The organism is Rossellomorea sp. H136, assembly GCF_056838065.1.
The window spans coordinates 1,353,799-1,373,141 of record NZ_CM166371.1 but is presented as its reverse complement, the minus strand read 5'-3'; the positions used below and the strand labels follow the sequence as shown (position 1 = coordinate 1,373,141).

Sequence of the window (19,343 nt, the reverse complement as noted above, 5' to 3'; positions counted from 1 at the left end):
GACGGACCTCAAGAGGTCCGTCCCTCACCCGTATTTCTCTCTGTACCGACTGAGTGTGATCAGGGGCCAAGTCCATTGATAGCTATGGTAATGAATATAGAAGTTCCCTGGCAGACCGACTCCCGTGGGGTACGTTTTGGATGAGTCATCTGCTTCTCCATTCATTAATTCGAGAATCGCCATGATACCCAGGTCAATTGCAGGAGTTGGTTTGTCTTCGATACAGATGAGAGATTCAAGTGCCCATGCTGTTTGCGAGGGGGTGCTGAAGGAAAGAGGCACGTATGTCTTTTCCTGATCACTGTAACAGGATTCTCCCCAGCCACCGTCTTTGTGTTGAATGCTTTCCAGCCAAGCTTTTGCTCTTTGGATATGTTTATCAGAAGAAGGCACTCCCGTTGCTTTCATACCCGTGATGGCCGCCCATGTTCCATAGATATAGCAGACACCCCAGCGCCCGTACCAGGATCCTTCGTCCTTTTGCATCAGTTTCAGCCATTGAATCCCCCTATTCACCTGTGGATGGTCTTTGGTCAGACCTGCCCGGCTGCCGAGAAATTCCAGTGTTCTTCCTGTTAGATCAGGAGTTGATGGATCGATTGCCGCTGCCTCAGACCCGTCCATTGGAAAAGAAGTAAGGATACCTTTCGTCTTGTTTATTTCAAATGCCGGCCAGCCTCCATCACGGTTTTGCATACCGATGATCCATTCAATCCCACGATCCCATGATTGCCGGACAAGTGGATTCTCTGCAGCTGAATAGGTAATGGACCTGAGAGCCGCTGTCGTATCATCCACATCAGGGTGAATGTTATTGCTCTCTGAAAAGCCCCATCCCCCGGGCTTCACTCTGCTCTCCATCGCCCAATCTCCATAACGAAAGTGTTGCTTCTTACCAAGGTACTCCACCGCTTTCTCTATAGAGTGGTCTCGTGCATCCACCCCCGCTTCCTGAAGGGCATGGGTGATCAGGGCTGTATCCCACACGATTGAGGGAGAATTTTGAACATGTATGCCCTTCTTCGTTTCACATGCCATCTCTTTTAATCCCTGTATCGCCTTTACAATGATGGAATCACTCTTCTTATATCCCAAAGCCAAAAGGGCATAAATCATATAAAAAGTCGAACTGAAGTAACTAAGATACGTTCCATCTGATTCTATCCGTTGCAGCATGTACTGCTGTGCAAACTGCCGGGCCTGTTGATGAAGATGGGATGGAATACTTATTAAGGACTGTAGGCCTTCGTTGATTTTCGAAAATAATTTCAGCTCCCTTTCACTGTATCTCACTTCATATGGTCCGCGGGACAGATGTTGTACTTGTGGTCTGTTTTTTGTTTTTAATGAGAATCGCTGATCTTTCAGGAGCAGCAGTGGTGCTAAATGAGCTCGTGCGTAGCTGCTGAAATCCCAAAAGTTCAGAGGGAATTGTTTAGGAATCAATAAAAATTCAACGGGAATCGGAACTAAATACTTCCAATCATATTGTCCATGAATAGCAAGCATACTTTTCGTAATTGAATGAGCCTTGTGAACCCCCCCTTTTTTCTCTATAAAATGTTTCGCTTTCACAAGTCTCTTATCATCATCCTTCACCTTTCCGCTATACATGAGGGCAAAGTAAGCCTCAATCGTTGAAGACAGATTTCCTTCCTTCTCATCCTCAAAAAGTTTCCATGTCCCTTCCCTTGTTTGCACTTTCCAAAGGCGGTTCACCAGCCGTCCCACAAGCTCTTCATCATCCATCTCAAGGGAACGTAGAAGAATGATCATATATGCATCGGTCATCACGCTATTTTCAAAGCAGAAGGACCAGCTTCCGTCTGCATTCTGTTTATGCTGAAGATCACTCACCATTTTATGAATCGTGTTCTCAATCTTCTTTTTCATACATTTATCCTTCCTCCCGATATCTGCTCTGATGTAATGTATATGTGAAGAATGCGGATACTAGTAGTGAGATGCAAAGAAGAGCCTGCTCTCCGGTTGCGGGGCAGGCTCTTTCTATTGTTCTTCTATTTTCTTAGAGTAGTAGCTTACAAGTTCGGGATACTTCTCCAGCTCTTTTTTTCCTTGCTCCGTTATCTGGTAAACTCCCCTTTTTACCCGCTCAAACCAGCGGTAATAATTTTTCTGAAGAATGGAGGGAGTTTTCGCACCCGTACCCAACTTAGCTAAGTTCCTCGGTGACATGGGCCCGTGTGTTTCCAGGTAACAGGCAATCTGAATGCAGTTTTCCTTGTAAGCTGTCATGATTTTCGTTTTATTGCTTCCGCCTACATTGTAATCTGCACTGCGCCCTTCGATTTCTTTTACAAGAGCTTCTCTTTTCCGCTTGCTGTTCTTCATACTCTTATTCCGGTCAAAGGTTTCCGGATGTATGACAAAATCAAGTTTTGGCGTTTTCGTTGTAAATGAAACGGTGATCAGACCAAGCTCTAATCTGCGAACCAAGTGACAGACATCATTCCACCGCTTTGATCGGGGACGCTTTGGTTTCGGGATCGCAATGTACACAAGGTCTGTGAGTCTCTGCCGCTTTGTCGCTTGAATAAGAAGCTCGACATTCAATGAAAGCTTCAATTCTACAATCACAAGTTCGTCTTCTTTAAAGGCAGTCACATCACAATCGTTCACTTCACCGTTCACCTGGTAACCCTTTTTATGAAAATGTTTTTGGATCGGATGATAAAGATCCGATTCTTTAAGTTTCTTCATGGTAAAAACCTTTCTGGGAAAGAATTCTATAGGGTAAAGTATAGACTATTCGAGAGATTTTTGCAGTTTGGAAGAAAAAGAGACCCCAACTCATGGTGCGGGAGTTGGGGCGGAAGGCTTTCGGTTTCGTTTATCTGCCGTGTTGGGGATTTATCTGCCATATTTACGATATATATGCCATTCTGCAAAATCTGACTCATTTTGCTATCCATTCTTTTGAACTAACTACAATCCCTACCCTCGAATCCGCTCAATCTCATCAGCCACAAACTGCACCGACGTCCCGACAATCACTTGAATGCTATTTTCCCCAACCACATGAAGTCCCGGAACCCCTGTCGCTTTGATTCGAGCCTGATCCACCGCATCCATCTCCTTCACTTCCACTCTCAATCTTGTTATACAGTTATCAACCGATGTTACATTATCATTTCCGCCGAGCCCTGCATAAATCTCCGTTGCCATCACAGCAAACCTTTCGCTTTGAGTAAGTACTGTTTCACTCCCCACTACTGTATCTTCATTATCCTCTTCACGCCCCGGAGTTATAAGATTGAATTTCGTGATCATGAAACGGAACAAGAAATAGTAGAGAAGGGCAAATACGACACCTTGTATGAGCAGCATGTACGGAAAATTCGCTAAAGGAAGTCTTGAACTCAGGACAAAATCGACGAACCCTGCGCTGAAACCAAATCCTGCCGTCCATTGAAAGAAGGAGGCAATGGCCAGGGATAATCCTGTCAACACCGCATGTACTACATATAGGGCAGGTGCCACAAACATGAAGGCAAACTCGAGAGGCTCAGTCACTCCTGTAAAAAAGGAAGCAAAACCGGCTGCCAGCATCAGTGACGCCACCTGCTTCTTCTTACTTGGCTTCGCAGCATGATAGATGGCGAGCCCCGCTGCAGGAAGACCAAACATCATAACCGGAAAGAACCCAGCCTGATACATACCCGTCACACCTTTTTCACCCTTACCTGACCAGAAGTTCCCGATATCATTAATACCGGCAACGTCGAACCAGAACACTGAATTCAAGGCATGATGCAATCCAGTAGGAATTAATAATCGATTAAAGAATCCATATAAACCCGCACCCGTGAAGCTTAATCCACTGATTTCTTTCCCGAATGAAACTAGAGCAGTGTAAATAACCGGCCAAACAAACAGCATCACGCCTGATACAACCAGCATGGCAACCGCCGACATGATCGGAACCAATCGTTTTCCACTAAAAAAGGCAAGTGCATCCGGAAGCTTCACATGACTGAATCGATTGTACATAGCTGCCGCAACGATCCCTGACAAAATCCCGACAAACTGATTACCGATTTTCTCAAATGCCGGATTGACCGCTGCGGTATCCACACCTTGAAGCAGTGCAACCGAGTCCGTTGAAAGGAGCGTCGAAATCACGAGATAAGCGACCAAGCCGCTCAGTGCTGCAGAACCATCCTTTGTTTTGGCCATACCCAGTGCTACACCGACTGCAAACAGAATCGACATATTATCAATGATCGAAGCGCCAGCCTTGATTAAGAAGGCTGCAATCGGACTATCCGCGCCCCAGCCGGTCGGATCGATCCAATACCCAATCCCCATCAGAATCGCAGCAGCCGGCAAAACGGCAACCGGAAGCATCAACGAACGACCAATGCGCTGAAGATATTTCATCATTTTGTTTTCCCCCTATCAGTCTATTTTTCACTTCAAGCTGCTTTGTCTAGTAAATAGGACAAAACCTCTCCCATAAAAAATATTCTGGTTCCAACCTGTTTAGAATTGAATATGTGAATATTCAACCCTAAACAATCATCCCTACCATAATTCACTACATACAATCCATAAAACAAAGAAAAACCCCCATCAGGCATCATGCCCGAGGAGGTCCGTCCCTCTATTAAGGTAATTCAGTTGTGCCCATGAGGTAGCGGTCGCATTCGCGGGCTGCTTCGCGGCCTTCGTTGATGGCCCAGACGATGAGGCTTTGGCCCCGGCGCATGTCTCCTGCTGCGAAGACTCCCTCGACGTTGGTCAGGTATTTGCCGTATTCTGCTTTAACGGTGGAATTGCTATTTGTTTCGACTTCAAGCTCTTTGATCAGGTCTTGTTCCGGACCACTGAATCCGATTGCCAGAAGGACAAGATCTGCTGGCCATACTTTTTCCGTTCCAGGAATTTCATCACGGATCTTGTTTCCATCTTCGTCATAACGAAGCTTTACATTAATCGTATGAACTTCTTTGATATGACCATGCTCGTCACCGACAAACTTCTTGGTCATGACAGCGTACGCACGTGGATCTTCTCCAAGTACTTCTGCTGCTTCTTTTTGACCGTACTCGACCCGGTGAATGACTGGGTATTGCGGCCAAGGGTTTCCGACTTCATCACGTATGGCACCCTTTTTATCATAGATATCAAACTGAGTGAGGCTTTTACAGTTATGTCTTACCGAAGTGGCTAAACAGTCTGTACCTGTATCTCCACCACCGATGACGATGACGTTTTTTCCTTCAGCAGAAATATAGTTTCCGTCTTCCAGGTTGGAATCCAATAGGCTTTTTGTATTCGAATGAAGGAATTCCATTGCATAGTGAACGCCTTTCAAATCTCGTCCATCTACTTGGATGTCACGATGAACGGCCGCTCCTCCGCAAAGTATGACTGCATCAAAGTTTTCACGCAGGTCTTCGACTGTGTAGTCTTTCCCAACCTCGGTATTCGTAACGAATTCAATGCCTTCTTTCTCTAAAATATCGACGCGGCGCTTAACGACTGAATAAGGTAATTTCATTTCTGGAATGCCATATGTTAACAGTCCGCCTACACGATCATTTTTTTCAAAAACGGTCACAAGATGGCCTGCTTTATTCAATTGAGCAGCTGAGGCTAATCCTGCTGGACCAGAACCTACGACCGCCACCCGTTTACCTGAGCGGTATTCGGGTGGTTCTGGAATGACCCAGCCTTCTTCAAACCCTTTTTCGATTATCGAGCGTTCCACAGTTCTGATCGCTACAGGCGGCTCGTTGATCCCTAGTACGCATGCTCCTTCACATGGTGCCGGACAAGCAAAACCGGTGAATTCGGGAAAGTTGTTCATCTGATGCTCGCGCTTAAGTGCTTCTTTCCATTGTCCCTGGTACACAAGGTCGTTCCATTCCGGTATTAAGTGATATACGGGGCAACCAGTTGTCGCTCCGTTGATTTCCATTCCAGACTGACAGGTAGGAACGCCGCAATCCATACAGCGCGCCCCCTGTTTCTTGACTTCTTCATCCGAAAGAGGAGAGGTGTAATCTTTCCAATCCTTCGTACGTTCAGCTGGATTTCTTTCATCTAATGTTTGTCTTTTATATTCCATGAATCCAGTTGGTTTTCCCATAGTATCCCCCTCCCTCTTTATTTCGCTGGTTCTAACACTTTTTTCTCTTCTTTTGTACCTTCTTCAAATGCTGCCATTTCAGCATCGAATTTCTCTAATCCACTATTTTCAAGCTGACTGATCCGTTCTCTCATCTTGAGATACGATTTCGGAATCACGCGTACAAATTTTGACACGTAAGAATCCCAGTTCGCTAAAATCTTCTTGCCGTTGTTACTATTTGTATAATGAACGTATTTCTCGATCATGTCGTATACATCTTTCATTTCTTCCGGGTCAAATAATGGTTGAACAAGAACCAGTTCTTGATTACATCTTGATCGGAAGTTTTCATCCTCATCCAGTACATAGGCGACTCCACCTGACATACCGGCAGCAAAGTTTCGACCTGTAAGGCCGAGTACAACCACTTTTCCACCTGTCATATATTCACATCCGTGATCCCCGACGCTTTCAACGACTACCTGCGCTCCACTGTTACGGACACAGAAGCGCTCGCCGGCTACTCCATAAATGTATGCTTCTCCACCAGACGCCCCGTAGAAGGATACGTTGCCGATGATCGTGTTTCGTTCAGGAATAAACGTAGCGGTTGGATCGGGATGAACGATGATTTTCCCGCCTGATAAACCTTTTCCTACGAAGTCATTTGAATCCCCGACAAGTCTCAGCGTCAGACCTTTTGGAATAAAGGCACCGAAGCTTTGTCCTGCAGATCCTTTAAACGTCAAGCGGATTGTATCTTCCGGTAAGCCTTCAGCCCCATAACGTTTTGTAATTTCGCTTCCAAGCATCGTGCCGGTTACACGGTGAATGTTTCGAATCGCTGTCGTCCATTCAACCGGTTCTCCCGTTTCAATCGCTTGGCGGCAACGAGGAATCAGTTCTTGATAATCCAGGGTTTTCTCAAGTTCGTGATCCTGTTTTCTTGTCGCATAGCGGCCCACCTTTTCAGGTACATCCGGCTGATGCAGAAGAGCAGAAAGGTCGATTCCTTTCCCCTTCCAATGATCAATCGCTTTGTTTGCTTCAAGGATATCAGTTCTCCCAATCATTTCATTGATCGTTCTGAAACCAAGTTGAGCCATAAGCTCTCTTGTTTCCTGGGCAACAAATCGCATGAAGTTCGCTACATGTTCAGGGTCACCTGTATATTTTTTACGTAACTCAGGGTCTTGTGTCGCAATACCGACTGGACATGTATTCATATGACAAACACGCATCATTACACATCCAAGAACAACAAGCGGTGCAGTGGAGAATCCATACTCTTCCGCCCCTAGAAGCGATGCAACAACAACATCCCGGCCCGTCATCATTTTCCCATCAGTCTCGACGACAATCCGGTCACGAAGACGATTCAGTAATAGGGTCTGATGAGCTTCGGCAAGACCGATCTCCCATGGCAATCCTGTATGTTTCAGACTGGTTCTCGGTGCAGCACCTGTTCCCCCGTCATATCCACTGATTAACACAACGTCCGCCCGACCTTTTGCCACACCTGCAGCAATCGTTCCAACACCTACAGCTGATACCAGCTTTACGCTGATGCGGGCTTGCGGGTTTGCATTCTTCAGGTTATAAATCAGCTCGGCAAGGTCTTCAATTGAATAGATATCATGATGAGGGGGTGGTGAAATCAATTCCACTCCAGGAGTAGATCCCCGCACTTCAGCAACCCAAGGATATACTTTTTTTCCAGGGAGATGTCCCCCTTCACCAGGTTTCGCTCCTTGAGCAACCTTGATTTGTATTTCGTCGGCATTCACCAGATAATGGCTCGTTACACCGAAGCGTCCAGAAGCAACTTGTTTGATCGAGCTGCGTCTTGAATCCCCATTTTCGTCCGGGGTGAAACGGCTGGGGTGTTCCCCACCTTCACCTGAGTTGCTCCTTCCGCCAATTTTATTCATGGCAACCGCTAATGCTTCATGGGCTTCCTGACTGATGGATCCGAATGACATGGCACCAGTCTTGAAGCGGCGACAGATTTCTTCCACTGATTCAACCTCTTCTATCGGGATAGGCTTCGTTTCTTTAAACGAAAGAAGTCCGCGCAGCGATTGAAGATTCTGCTTTTCGTCTGTCAGCATGCTGGAGTATTTTTTGAATAACTCATAATTATTCGTACGGCATGCATGTTGAAGAGTGTGAATCGTACTTGGATTGTACGCATGATCTTCTCCATTTTTTCGGTATTGGAATTCATCTCCCGAATCCAATGTGCGTTGATTATCTTTTCGGTCATTGAACGCTTTTCGATGCCTCAAAAGCACTTCTTTTTCGATGATATCCATCCCGATTCCGCCTAACCTAGACGCTGTACGGGTGAAATATTTATCAATCACATCTTTATGAATGCCTACCGCTTCAAATATTTGTGCTCCACGGTAACTCTGAATCGTCGAAATTCCCATTTTAGATAAAACCTTGATAACACCGTCTGTCCCTGATTTCACAAATCTTTGCACCGCTTGTTCGTAAGTGGTGTCCTGCAGCTCGCCCTTATCGATCAGATCACGCAGTGTTTCATAGGCTAAGTACGGATTGATTGCTTCTGCACCATATCCGAGTAGGGTTGCGAAATGGTGAACCTCTCTTGGTTCCCCTGATTCCAAAAGGATGCTGACAGTTGTACGCGTTCCTTGGCGAATTAAGTGATGATGCAGTCCTGAAACGGCAAGGAGTGCTGGAATGGCTGCTTTGTCCTTCACAACTCCACGGTCAGATAAAATAAGGAGTGTCGTACCGGCTTCAACGGCCTTGTCGGCTTTTTCATACAGAGCATCCAGCGTGCTTTCAAGCTGATTTTCCTCATCTGTTACATCAAATAAAATCGATAAAGTAACGGCTTTGAAGCCCTTTTCGTTTTGGTGACGAATCTTTTCAAGCTCTTCCCCGGTTAAAATCGGTGTCTTTAAATGGATATGCCTGCAGCTTTCAGGACCCGGGTTAACCAGGTTACCTTCTGCTCCAATCGTTGTTCCTACAGATGTAATGATCTGTTCTCGAATCGCATCGATCGGCGGGTTTGTCACTTGAGCAAATAGCTGTTTGAAGTAGTTATATAGAAGCTGTGGCTTTTTCGATAATACCGCAAGAGGTGAATCATATCCCATGGAACCAACCGGATCTTTTCCGTCCGTCACCATCGGCTTAATGATTTTGTTCAATTCCTCATTTGTATAGCCAAAAGCCTGCTGCTGCAATACCACTTCTTCTGAATCCAGTTGAACTGGCTCATGTGTCGTTTCAGGTAATTCCTCAAGTTCAAATTTATTGTTGTCCAACCAATGTCTGTACGGATGCTCAGAGGCAACGCGCAGCTTAATCTCTTCATCGGGAATGATTCTTCCTTTTTCCAGATCAACAAGCAGCATTTTTCCTGGCTGTAATCGATCTTTGTACACAATGTCATCAGCAAAAATATCCAGGGCCCCTACTTCAGAACCTAGAACGATCATACCGCTTTTAGTCACATAGTAACGTGCAGGTCGAAGTCCATTTCGGTCAAGGCAAGCACCAATCTGTTTTCCATCCGTAAACACAAGGGCTGCCGGTCCATCCCACGGCTCCATCAAACAGCTATGATACTCGTAGAAGTCCTTTTTCTTCGGATGAATCGTGTCATCGTTTTCCCAAGGCTCCGGTACCATCATCATGGCAGTGTGAGCAAGGGATCTTCCTGATAAATGAAGGAATTCAAAGCAGTTATCAAACATAGAGGAGTCACTGCCTGTCTCATCAATGACAGGAAGGATCTTTTCCAGATCTTCTTCTTTAAAAGCACTTGAATGGCACAGCTTCTCACGTGCCCGCATCCAGTTCACATTACCTCGTAATGTATTGAATTCACCATTATGGATCGTATATCGGTTTGGATGAGATCGCTGCCAGCTTGGGAAAGTGTTTGTACTAAAACGGGAATGTACAAGGGCTAAAGCTGACCGGAACTCAGGATGGTTGAGGTCGATATAAAAGGAATCGAGCTGTTCAGGTATGAGCATCCCTTTGTAAACGATGGTCGTGGACGACAAGCTACAAAGATAGACATCTTCTTGTCCCTCAACAGTCGCCACTTCTTTTTCAATTCGTTTCCGGATGACATACAGCTTGCGCTCGAAATCCATCCGGGATTTTATGTCTTCGGATACACCAATAAAGACTTGACGGATAAACGGTTTTGACTTCGATGCTACTTTACCTACAAAGGAATCATTAAGAGGAACAGGTCTCCAACCAAGTGTCTTCTGACCTTCTTCTTCTATGATGCGTTCGAAGATTTCTTTACTCTTCATGCGCTTCTCATAATTTTCAGGAAGGAACACCATCCCGATCCCATATTCTCCTTTTCGTGGAAGGATGATGTCTTCTTTCTCACATTGCTTTTTGAAGAAATGATGAGGGATTTGAGTGAGGATACCTGCACCGTCACCAGTACTTGTATCGGCTGATTGTCCTCCGCGGTGTTCTAAGTTACACAGAATGTTAATGGCATTCTGGACGATGTTATGACTTTTCGTCCCATCAATATTTGCGATCATTCCGATTCCACATGCTTCATGTTCTTGCGCAGGATCATACATGCCTTGCGCTACAGGAAGATTCGTTTTCATCCAATGTCCTCCTCTACCAAACTTGTATATTTTTTGAATAATTAACCGGTTAATTAAATTTTCTTAATTTTCGTTAGTATATCATGAAATTTAGAAAAAACGAAAAATTAAGTTAGCGGGAAAAGTGGTTATTTTCCAAATATATATGTAATAATAAGGATGAACGTTGATATATAAATGTTTATTTTAACTTAATATTCAGAATCTTTAAAAGCTTGATATAATCATAAAGAAATCGCTTTCAAAAAATCACTCACTAAAACATTTTTCACCAAAACCCAACATGAATTTTCATGCAAAATTTTAATTAAAAAAATTTTTTCACCCCTGAAATCCAGCTCCTGAAACTCTTCTTCTTTTCCCTTCGATTCCAAAATTCAAACAGATGAAGAGGGACGGACCTCCACGATTCGTGGAGGTCCGTCCCTCTTCTGAGCTACTTATTCGCTTCTTTCAATGCTTCGCTTTCTACCAGATCCATGAATTCGGTGACGACTTTGTTGTTGTTTTTTTCCCCTCCCAGTTTTAATAAGACTTTTCCCAGGAAGTTCACACCTCTGTTTTCGCCTTTATAGATGAATCTGGTTTGGTAGTCGTCTATTTTATGGAGGGTGAATTCAGCTTTGATTTCAAATGCTTTGGCGAGTGTGAAACCAATTTTATTGTGTTTTTTCTCGGGGGTGTTCTCATACTCGAGGTCTTCTACAATATACGTCTCGATTCTTTTCCCTTCTTTGTATTTCTGCTGATATGTGGACCCTACCACGCCTTCCTTTTGCTCCAGTACCTTGTTTTCAACGACGTTCGGCATTATCCGTTGAATGTTCTCAATTTCAAACAAATGCCAAATCGTTTCAATATTGACTGGAATGATCCGTTCTTCATGCCATTTAATCATCCTTATCCTCTCCTATTCCTATCTCAAAGAAATCATCCATTTCTTCGATCACTGATTGTATGCGCTCTATTTCAGATTCTAAATCCCTTTTCTTGGCCCGGATCAATTGTTCCAAATTCTCAAAGGACTCGTCATTTACGACGGTTAACATTTCTTGAATGGAAAAGTTAAATCTCCTTAAATAGACCAATAAACGTCCCACCAGATAGGATCCATTGTCATAATAGCGATAGTTGTTTGCAGGATCGATATACACAGGTTCAAGCAATTTGATCTCTGCGTAATACCGCAGTGTTTCCTTACTCAGTCCTGTCATCTTGGAAAACTCGCTTACCTTGTACATTCTTTCCACCTCACACCTAAATCATAAACCATGTGGTGCACCACACGGTCAATCCCTTTCTATAAAATGATTTTTTCGACCCTATCTTTGTAAACTGAGGTTTTCATGAATAGATACGCTTCCTTTTATAAATTTCTTCACTTCTTCGCATGCCTCTTCAATAGAAGAAGCTTTTATCGTCACCCTTTGATCTCCAGGATACTGACTCGCCGTATGGTAGTATCTTGGATCATAATAGTATTCCATTAAAAGCTCTAAAATCAGCTTATAATTCTTCTCTTTCAGCTCGTCCTCTATTTGGTTGGCAATCGGGCTATGTATACGTCTCTTGATACATCGAAACGCTTCTGCAAATTCATCATGATGCTCGTGTAAACGGTATTCATTTAAAATATGATTGACTCTCTCTTTCATTGGCATCTCAATAAAGATATGAAAACCACTCTGCTTTTTCTCCACTAAAAAGTCAGGGAGAAGCAGCTTACCGATCCGTTTGCTTTCTGCTTCAAATAATATAAAGGGAGATTCCTGAAGCTCCATCAAGTCTTTAAGCAGAAGGGAATCAAAGGTTTTCTGATTGCTTGGTGTCAATCCGATTTGTCCAAAAATGGAGCCTCGATGGTTGGCTAACGTTTCAATATCCAGGACCGGATACCCTTCATTTTGAAGCTGTTTGAGGATGGCTGTTTTGCCAATACCGGTTCCACCGTTTAACACAAAGGCTTGAGGCTTTAAATCGAATTTCTCCAGTTCATTCAACACCCAGTGACGATACGCCCTGACCCCTCCTTGAATACGGGAAGTTTTCACACCCATTAAATCCAGGAAGGTGGCAGCCGCTTTGCTACGCATCCCTCCCCGCCAGCAGAAAACCACAATCTCACCATCCAGTTTTTGAAACTCTTTAATAAAATCCGGGAGCTTTCCTGAGAAGATTTCCAGCCCCCGTTCCGTAGCCCTCTCTTTACTCACTTGCTTATAGAGAGTCCCGACTTCTGCCCTCTCTTCATCATTGAAGACGGGTATGTTTATACTGCCCGGAATCGTCATCTCCCTGTATTCAGAAGGAGATCTCACATCTACGAATGTATAGTTATTGACATCACATTGATCTATCGTTATATCCTTGAACATTTCATCAACTCTCCTCTTCACTTCTCAATCCTATTTTACCACCACTGCAACCCGATTGTTCGAAACATTCTGTATTCATTCTTTCCCTTTCTTTTGTTTTCAGAACTATTTATCTAGTCAAATCATCCTTATAAGTGATAGAATATTCAGTTTTTTCACCTCATTGGTACTATATACCATAAGAACCCAACACCTTATAATGAAATTAGAAATAATATTTCATGTTTTATTTTTATTTCATGAAGTATTATTTCAACAAAATGAAAACGATTTCTTTTATAAGAAATCAGTTAATGAAAGCGGGGGATTTGTTGATGAAAGCAGTGAAGTACATGATCATGGCCGTCTTATTGTTCTCGCTTGCTCTTCCTTTTTCTACAGGAAAAGCAAAAGCTTCGGAAACTCAGGCGCCAAAACATGAAATGCGTGCAGCATGGATTGCAACGGTTCAAAACATTGATGTGAAAGCCGGAATGGACAAGCAGGAGTATACGGATTGGGTTACAGAGACCCTTGACGAGCTAAAAGAGTTGAAGTTTAATACCGTCATCTATCAGGTGAAACCTACTGTAGATGCCTTCTATCCTTCTGAACTGGCTCCCTGGTCCCAATATATTACAGGGGAACAGCAAGGAACGGACCCGGGTTATGATCCACTTCAGGTCATGATCGATGAATCTCATAAGCGCGGAATCGAGGTTCATGCATGGGTGAACCCTTACCGAATCACGATGCCAAATCAAACGATTGAGTCACTTGCAGATGATAACGTAGCCAAGCTTCATCCTGAATGGGTGGTGAAATATGGCAAGCAATATTATTTGGATCCGGGTATACCTGAAGTCCAAGAATACTTGATTGATACAGTTGAAGAATTGGTGAGTCATTATAATATCGAAGCCGTTCACATGGACGATTATTTCTACCCTTACCGAATTGCAGGAGAAACCTTCCCAGATCAAGATACATACGAGAAATATGGCAACACTTTTGACGATATTGAAGATTGGAGACGAAATAACGTTGACGTTCTTGTAGCTGACATCAATTCAGCCATCAAAGACATTAAAGAATGGGTTCAATTTGGGATTTCCCCATTTGGTGTATGGAGAAATATTGCTGATGATCCGACTGGAAGCGATACACAAGCGGGACAAACGAATTATGACGATCTATATGCAGACACACGTCAATGGATCAAGGATGGAAGCATTGATTATATTACCCCTCAAATCTATTGGTCCAGGAATCTGGCTGTTGCCAACTACTCCGTTCTATTAGATTGGTGGAGTCAGGAAGTGAATGAGTATGCGTACAATCATCCTGTTAATCTTTATATAGGGATGGCAGACTATAAAGTAGGGGACAACTTTGACCAGGAATGGTTCAATCCATACGAGCTGCCTGAACAAATAGTGGACAACCGTGAAAATGGAACGGCACTTGGGCAAATGCATTTCTCTCTCAAACAAATATTTGAAAACCCGCTTGGTTACGCCGATATTATACGTAACGAGGTTTACACCGAGCCTGCTTTAACCCCTGCCACTCCTTGGAACAATGAAACACTTCCAAAGAAACCGAACACGGTGAAAGCGGATAAACATAAAGAAGGTATCACGATAAAGATAGATGATAAAAAGCACACCGATGCAAGAAAATATGTCATCTATCGCTTTGATGGCGTGAAAGAAGGAGATTACGAGAATCCAGCTAACATTGTGGATGTCGTGTATTCTCAAGAAGGGCTTACAACATATGAAGATACTTCAGCTGAAGAAGGTGGAATGTACACATATGGAGTTACGTCCGTTTCTCCGACAGGTGTGGAAAGTAAGGATGCCAAAACAGTACGGGTAAGAGTACGATAATGATAGAAAGAGAGTTTCTCCGCTATGGAGAAACTCTCTTTCTACTTCAACTGCATTTCCTTTACCTTTTGTCTGATATGATCCGGCCACCATGCCCCGCATTCTTCCGATACCACATAGGTAGCACATTTTTCCAAGTCGTACACCATCATACCCTGAATGGGCGGAGAATAGTGATGGAGGGTCACCAGGTCTTCCCCTCTCCCCTTCTTCATAGATGCATCAATGATAAGGAGTACTGTCGCCTGGATTACTTGATGAATGAAGACGCCAAGTACACCCAGCACTATCAAGTGAGGGATATATCTGATCGGAATGGTGAGGCGATATCTTTTTAAAAGTAAGAGCATGAGCAGATACAGAGCTCCGATCGCAAACCGTAGAACGAGTAGTGTATAAGGATCAAGGGCGTCCAACACTGCTTTCGTTGATACAAATGATATGCCCCAGAAGCTGATTGACATCGTAGCATATAATGAGGCGGCAATCTTTGTTTTAACTGGCATCATGGGCGTGGTATCCTTTCGGAAAAGGGTCTTTGTATCATGGTATGCTCGTCCGGGAGGGAAAGATATGGGGATTGTGGTGGAATTTAGTGTGGGATGAGTTTAGGCGGTTTTGAAAATAAATCTGGGAATTTGAAAATAAGTTGTGTGAAGTTGAAAATAAACTGATTCCGGACCCGCTTAAGCATCGCCTATTCATCGAAAGTTGATATTAAACTGGTCAAAGTCGATAATATCTCAACCAAAACCACTTCCAACCCCCATTCTCCTCGCAAATCCACGGAAAAAAGTGCCCCAAATCAACATTTGAGACACTCTTTTTCCTTAACTATGGCTTAATCGTTCACGAAACTGCGGTAAATACTCTCTATGAACCTCAAGCATTTCATCCAGCAGTAGCTTCGCCTTCACATCACTCGTCACCAACGGATTGATCGACATGGCAAGCAACGCTTTCTCATAGGATCCTGTAACTGATGCTTCCGCAGCAACACGTTCAAAAGATTTAATTTGATGAACAAGTCCACTCACAGCCACCGGCAGATCGCCGACTTCAATCGGCTTAGGACCAGACTTGGTAACGACGCAGTTCACTTCTACAGCAGATCTCCGTGGTAAATCGCTAATTGCACCGTCGTTCTGGACATTCAGCGTTTGAATGTCTCCATGGTCATTATAAATGGATGAGATGAGATTACAAGCCGCATCGCTGTAATAAGCCCCTCCCCTTTGTTCGAGTTGTGGAGGCTTGATATCAAGGTTTTCATCCTTGTAAAGTTCGAAAAGCTCATTTTCTAATTGCTGAACTACTTCTGCCCTGGTGGTCCCCGTCTTGAATTCTTCTAGCTGCTTTTCTAAAATATCACTCGATTTATAAAAATAACGGTGATAAGGACATGGGATGACTCCGAGACTCTTAATGAACTCCGGTTCCCATGGAAGCGGCGCGATATTCCTCATGCTGACCTGCTTGTCAGGGTTACTCATGATTTCCAGAACGTCCCCTAAAACTGACTCACCGTCCACCAAAACGTCCAAGCCGTACACCATATGATTCAATCCTGCGAAATCGATATGGAGTCGTTCTACCTCCACATCTAGAAGCTTGGCCAATGTCATTCTTGTATTAATGGGAAGATTACATACACCGACGACCTTAGGATGTGACCCGTAACGCAGTAAAGCCTCTGTCACCATGCCTGCCGGATTGGTAAAGTTGATCAACCAGGCGTCTGGGCAAAGCTCCTGCATTTCATCAGAAATTTCAAGCAGAACAGGAATAGTCCTCATTCCCTTGAACAATCCCCCGGCCCCATTTGTTTCCTGGCCGATCATCCCATACTTGATCGGGAGCCTCTCATCTTGAATTCTCGCTTTTAGTTGTCCGACTCTCATTTGAGTCGTGACAAAATCAGCATCTACTAACGCCTCTTTCCGATCCAGTGTAAGGTGAGTCTCCATCGGTACTTTTGCTTTTTCTACCATTCTCTTCGCTAAATTCCCGACTATAGTAAGTTTTTCTATCCCTGCTTCAATATCCACCAACCACAATTCACTCACTGGAAGCTCATCATAACGCTTGATCAATCCTTCAACAAACTCGGGAGTATAGCTTGAGCCCCCGCCGATCGTAACGACCTTGATTCCGTTCTTCATTGTGAATGCCTCCTCGAGATTACTTGGCAACAAAGGCCAGAATAAAGCTTATTAAGAAACTGACAAACACTGCTAATAAAACGCGCTTCTTTTTAACGGAAGCATCTTCAACGGGACCTTCAATTTTCAAAAGAACAAATGAGAGTCCAATCGAAGCCGAAATCCCCGTTGCCAAAAATACGCTCCAATCCTTTGCGAGTCCCGCACTCATCAAAGGATTGGAAAGAAGTAAAAGTCCAATAGATACGGAGATTAAAAGAACAAACACACTTCTAAAACCGATTCGCTTCGGGACAACCGTTTCTGTCATTTGAATCACTCCTAATGCTAATGAAGAAGTGGGAATCCTAGGACCCCCACTTCTTCTTTTTGATATGATCGTATTCTGCTAGAGGCAAACAACGTCTTTCCGGTGGACTTGCCTTATGCTTGTCGGGGCTGATCAAGCCGCCTCCGCTTTTCTTTGTCCAGCTGCGGCGGCTAGCCCCTCGAGGTCATAAGTCCAGCCCACCAAAAAGGCAAAGAACGCCTTTCCGGTGGACTTGTCTTATGCTTGTCGGGGCTGATCGAGCCGCCTCCCCTTTTCTTTTACGCCGCTTGTTGCTCGTTTTCTTCCATTTTCAACATTTTTTTGTCGTACATCTTTAAGAATGGGAAGTAGATTGCGAAGGAAATTCCGATATTAATCAGAACCATGACAATCGCTCTCCAGTCACCACCCGTTGCCAGGTAAGCTCCTATCGGTGCAGGAAGTGTCCATGGCGGCATAATGTAAGTTGGTGATACTAATCCGACTGTCGTTGCCACATACGAAATTGTTGCCGTTATTAAAGGAACCGTGATGAAAGGTATGATTAGAATCGGATTCAATACGATTGGAGCTCCAAAAATTATAGGCTCATTAATATTGAATACACCTGGTACTAGACATGTTTTCCCCAGTGCTTTCAAGTATTTCGAACGTGCAAAGAAGACCATAGCAAGAACCAATCCAAGAGTTGCTCCTGATCCACCGATCCATATGAACCACTGATAGAACGTTTCTGGAGCGATATGTGGAATCGGATTGCCACTGGCAACAGCATCGGCATTGTTCACAAGGAATACTTCCCAAAGCGGACGTGCCACCGTTCCTACAACTGACACACCATGAATTCCGAATGACCAGAAGAAATCTATAAGGAATACTGGAACCAATACTCCGAAAATACTGTCACCTGCTGTAACCAATGGAGCAACAGCGACACCAACTATATGATGGAGGTCGACTCCAGCTAAGACTGTGATGGATGAAACTAAAATGATAACAATCGCTACAGGAATAAGTGCTTCAAAGCTTCGTGATACAGATGCCGGTACTTGTTCAGGCATTTTGATCGTAATGTTTTTCGTTTTACAGAAACGTAAAATTTCAACTGCCAGAATCGAGACGACCATGGCGACGAATAATCCGTGACCCCCGAGGTTGGTCATTGGCAGGACCCATCCTTCTCCGTCCATTACTTTAGGTGTGATCGTTAATAGAAGTGCAGCTACTGAAATTTGTGCACCGGATAATGGATCCAGGTTATAGCTTTTCGAGAGGTTGTATCCGATCCCGAAGGCTATATAGAGCGACATGATAAACATGGTCAGTCGGTAGGGAATCAGGATTTCGACGATGTTGTCAGCGGCCCACTGCTTGATGTCTCCGAATATTCCGCCATCAGGAAGCGGTGGAAAAGCTAAGATCAGGAAAAAAGAACCTACGATGATAAATGGCAGTGCTGAAATAACCCCATCCCGGATTGCTTGTAAATGCCTTTGTTCAGAGAGTCGGGCCATTGGACCTGACAAGTTGTTCTCTAGAAAATTCACAAACTTTTGCATGTTTGTACCCCCTTGTTTCCTATTAAATTAGTTGGTTAATTCTTTTACTGTTTTCAGTAAAGTAGGACCGCCAAGTGGCGTGTACGCTTGTGGAGGAATCGGACCACAAGGGACATTCGCTTCATCAGCGGCTTTCTTCACTTGGTCAAAACGGTGTCGAATCTGCGGTGCTACCATACAAACATCCCATCCCTTGGATATTTCCTCAGATACTTCACCGGTCCCGATTGCATGGACTTCCATCTCAATTCCTGCTTTGTCCCCTTCTTTTTTCAGTGCATTCACAACAATTGCGCTGGACATTCCACCTGAACATACGAATAATACTCTCATTT

14 protein-coding genes are annotated in these 19,343 nt (G+C 44.0%); 1 reads left to right on the top strand and 13 read right to left on the bottom strand.

Annotation, left to right across the window (positions count from 1 at the left end; all coding sequences use genetic code 11):
• Window positions 1-24: 24 nt before the first annotated feature.
• From shc to mnmH, 8 genes are all read right to left on the bottom strand, one after another.
• Window positions 25-1,893 carry a squalene--hopene cyclase gene (gene shc, locus ACYH0O_RS06885; RefSeq protein WP_482631741.1) on the bottom strand — a complete coding sequence of 623 codons (1,869 nt, stop codon included), beginning with the start codon at window positions 1,891-1,893 and terminating at the stop codon, window positions 25-27.
• A 114-nt stretch (window positions 1,894-2,007) separates the two neighbouring features.
• Complete coding sequence (locus ACYH0O_RS06880) at window positions 2,008-2,721, bottom strand: DUF2161 domain-containing phosphodiesterase (RefSeq protein ID WP_482631740.1); 714 nt, start codon at window positions 2,719-2,721, stop codon at window positions 2,008-2,010.
• A gap of 234 nt (window positions 2,722-2,955) precedes the next feature.
• Window positions 2,956-4,404: an N-acetylglucosamine-specific PTS transporter subunit IIBC gene (gene nagE / locus ACYH0O_RS06875; protein WP_482631739.1), complete on the bottom strand. Its 1,449-nt coding sequence runs from the start codon at window positions 4,402-4,404 to the stop codon at window positions 2,956-2,958.
• Window positions 4,405-4,627: 223 nt separating this feature from the next.
• Window positions 4,628-6,115 carry a glutamate synthase subunit beta gene (locus ACYH0O_RS06870; RefSeq protein ID WP_482631738.1) on the bottom strand — a complete coding sequence of 496 codons (1,488 nt, stop codon included), beginning with the start codon at window positions 6,113-6,115 and terminating at the stop codon, window positions 4,628-4,630.
• A gap of 17 nt (window positions 6,116-6,132) precedes the next feature.
• On the bottom strand, window positions 6,133-10,731 hold the full coding sequence (gene gltB, locus ACYH0O_RS06865) for a glutamate synthase large subunit (RefSeq protein ID WP_482631737.1): 4,599 nt from the start codon (window positions 10,729-10,731) through the stop codon (window positions 6,133-6,135).
• Between the two features lie 436 nt (window positions 10,732-11,167).
• Window positions 11,168-11,629: an SRPBCC family protein gene (locus ACYH0O_RS06860; RefSeq protein WP_149157497.1), complete on the bottom strand. Its 462-nt coding sequence runs from the start codon at window positions 11,627-11,629 to the stop codon at window positions 11,168-11,170.
• A complete protein-coding gene (locus ACYH0O_RS06855; protein WP_482631736.1) occupies window positions 11,622-11,972 on the bottom strand; it encodes a MerR family DNA-binding transcriptional regulator in 351 nt (116 codons plus the stop codon). The genes ACYH0O_RS06860 and ACYH0O_RS06855 overlap by 8 nt, the downstream gene beginning before the upstream one ends.
• 81 nt (window positions 11,973-12,053) lie before the next feature.
• Window positions 12,054-13,106 (bottom strand): tRNA 2-selenouridine(34) synthase MnmH, encoded by a 1,053-nt coding sequence (gene mnmH / locus ACYH0O_RS06850; protein WP_482631735.1) that lies wholly within the window; start codon window positions 13,104-13,106, stop codon window positions 12,054-12,056.
• A gap of 314 nt (window positions 13,107-13,420) precedes the next feature.
• Here mnmH and ACYH0O_RS06845 point away from each other — a divergent pair, with 314 nt between their 5' ends.
• Window positions 13,421-14,977 carry a glycoside hydrolase family 10-like protein gene (locus ACYH0O_RS06845; RefSeq protein ID WP_482631734.1) on the top strand — a complete coding sequence of 519 codons (1,557 nt, stop codon included), beginning with the start codon at window positions 13,421-13,423 and terminating at the stop codon, window positions 14,975-14,977.
• A gap of 41 nt (window positions 14,978-15,018) precedes the next feature.
• On the opposite strand, the gene ACYH0O_RS06840 is transcribed toward ACYH0O_RS06845, so the two are convergent.
• The 5 genes from ACYH0O_RS06840 to ACYH0O_RS06820 form a co-directional block, all read right to left on the bottom strand.
• The gene (locus tag ACYH0O_RS06840; RefSeq protein WP_482631733.1) at window positions 15,019-15,486 is read right to left on the bottom strand and encodes an EamA family transporter; all 468 of its coding nucleotides are present in this window, start codon (window positions 15,484-15,486) and stop codon (window positions 15,019-15,021) included.
• 321 nt (window positions 15,487-15,807) lie between these two features.
• Window positions 15,808-17,139, bottom strand: coding sequence for a 6-phospho-beta-glucosidase (locus tag ACYH0O_RS06835; protein WP_482631732.1), 1,332 nt, complete (start codon window positions 17,137-17,139; stop codon window positions 15,808-15,810).
• A 19-nt stretch (window positions 17,140-17,158) separates the two neighbouring features.
• A complete protein-coding gene (locus ACYH0O_RS06830; protein ID WP_482631731.1) occupies window positions 17,159-17,449 on the bottom strand; it encodes a hypothetical protein in 291 nt (96 codons plus the stop codon).
• A 278-nt stretch (window positions 17,450-17,727) separates the two neighbouring features.
• Window positions 17,728-19,008: a PTS sugar transporter subunit IIC gene (locus ACYH0O_RS06825; RefSeq protein WP_315635648.1), complete on the bottom strand. Its 1,281-nt coding sequence runs from the start codon at window positions 19,006-19,008 to the stop codon at window positions 17,728-17,730.
• 27 nt (window positions 19,009-19,035) lie between these two features.
• Window positions 19,036-19,341 (bottom strand): PTS sugar transporter subunit IIB, encoded by a 306-nt coding sequence (locus ACYH0O_RS06820; protein WP_044339788.1) that lies wholly within the window; start codon window positions 19,339-19,341, stop codon window positions 19,036-19,038.
• Between the last annotated feature and the right edge of the window lie 2 nt (window positions 19,342-19,343).

Coding starts and splice junctions, on each gene's coding strand:
- shc (WP_482631741.1), bottom strand. CDS start 1,893: ATGAAAAAGAAGATTGAGAACACGATTCATAAAATGGTGAGTGATCTT.
- ACYH0O_RS06880 (WP_482631740.1), bottom strand. CDS start 2,721: ATGAAGAAACTTAAAGAATCGGATCTTTATCATCCGATCCAAAAACAT.
- nagE (WP_482631739.1), bottom strand. CDS start 4,404: ATGATGAAATATCTTCAGCGCATTGGTCGTTCGTTGATGCTTCCGGTT.
- ACYH0O_RS06870 (WP_482631738.1), bottom strand. CDS start 6,115: ATGGGAAAACCAACTGGATTCATGGAATATAAAAGACAAACATTAGAT.
- gltB (WP_482631737.1), bottom strand. CDS start 10,731: ATGAAAACGAATCTTCCTGTAGCGCAAGGCATGTATGATCCTGCGCAA.
- ACYH0O_RS06860 (WP_149157497.1), bottom strand. CDS start 11,629: ATGATTAAATGGCATGAAGAACGGATCATTCCAGTCAATATTGAAACG.
- ACYH0O_RS06855 (WP_482631736.1), bottom strand. CDS start 11,972: ATGTACAAGGTAAGCGAGTTTTCCAAGATGACAGGACTGAGTAAGGAA.
- mnmH (WP_482631735.1), bottom strand. CDS start 13,106: ATGTTCAAGGATATAACGATAGATCAATGTGATGTCAATAACTATACA.
- ACYH0O_RS06845 (WP_482631734.1), top strand. CDS start 13,421: ATGAAAGCAGTGAAGTACATGATCATGGCCGTCTTATTGTTCTCGCTT.
- ACYH0O_RS06840 (WP_482631733.1), bottom strand. CDS start 15,486: ATGATGCCAGTTAAAACAAAGATTGCCGCCTCATTATATGCTACGATG.
- ACYH0O_RS06835 (WP_482631732.1), bottom strand. CDS start 17,139: ATGAAGAACGGAATCAAGGTCGTTACGATCGGCGGGGGCTCAAGCTAT.
- ACYH0O_RS06830 (WP_482631731.1), bottom strand. CDS start 17,449: ATGACAGAAACGGTTGTCCCGAAGCGAATCGGTTTTAGAAGTGTGTTT.
- ACYH0O_RS06825 (WP_315635648.1), bottom strand. CDS start 19,008: ATGCAAAAGTTTGTGAATTTTCTAGAGAACAACTTGTCAGGTCCAATG.
- ACYH0O_RS06820 (WP_044339788.1), bottom strand. CDS start 19,341: ATGAGAGTATTATTCGTATGTTCAGGTGGAATGTCCAGCGCAATTGTT.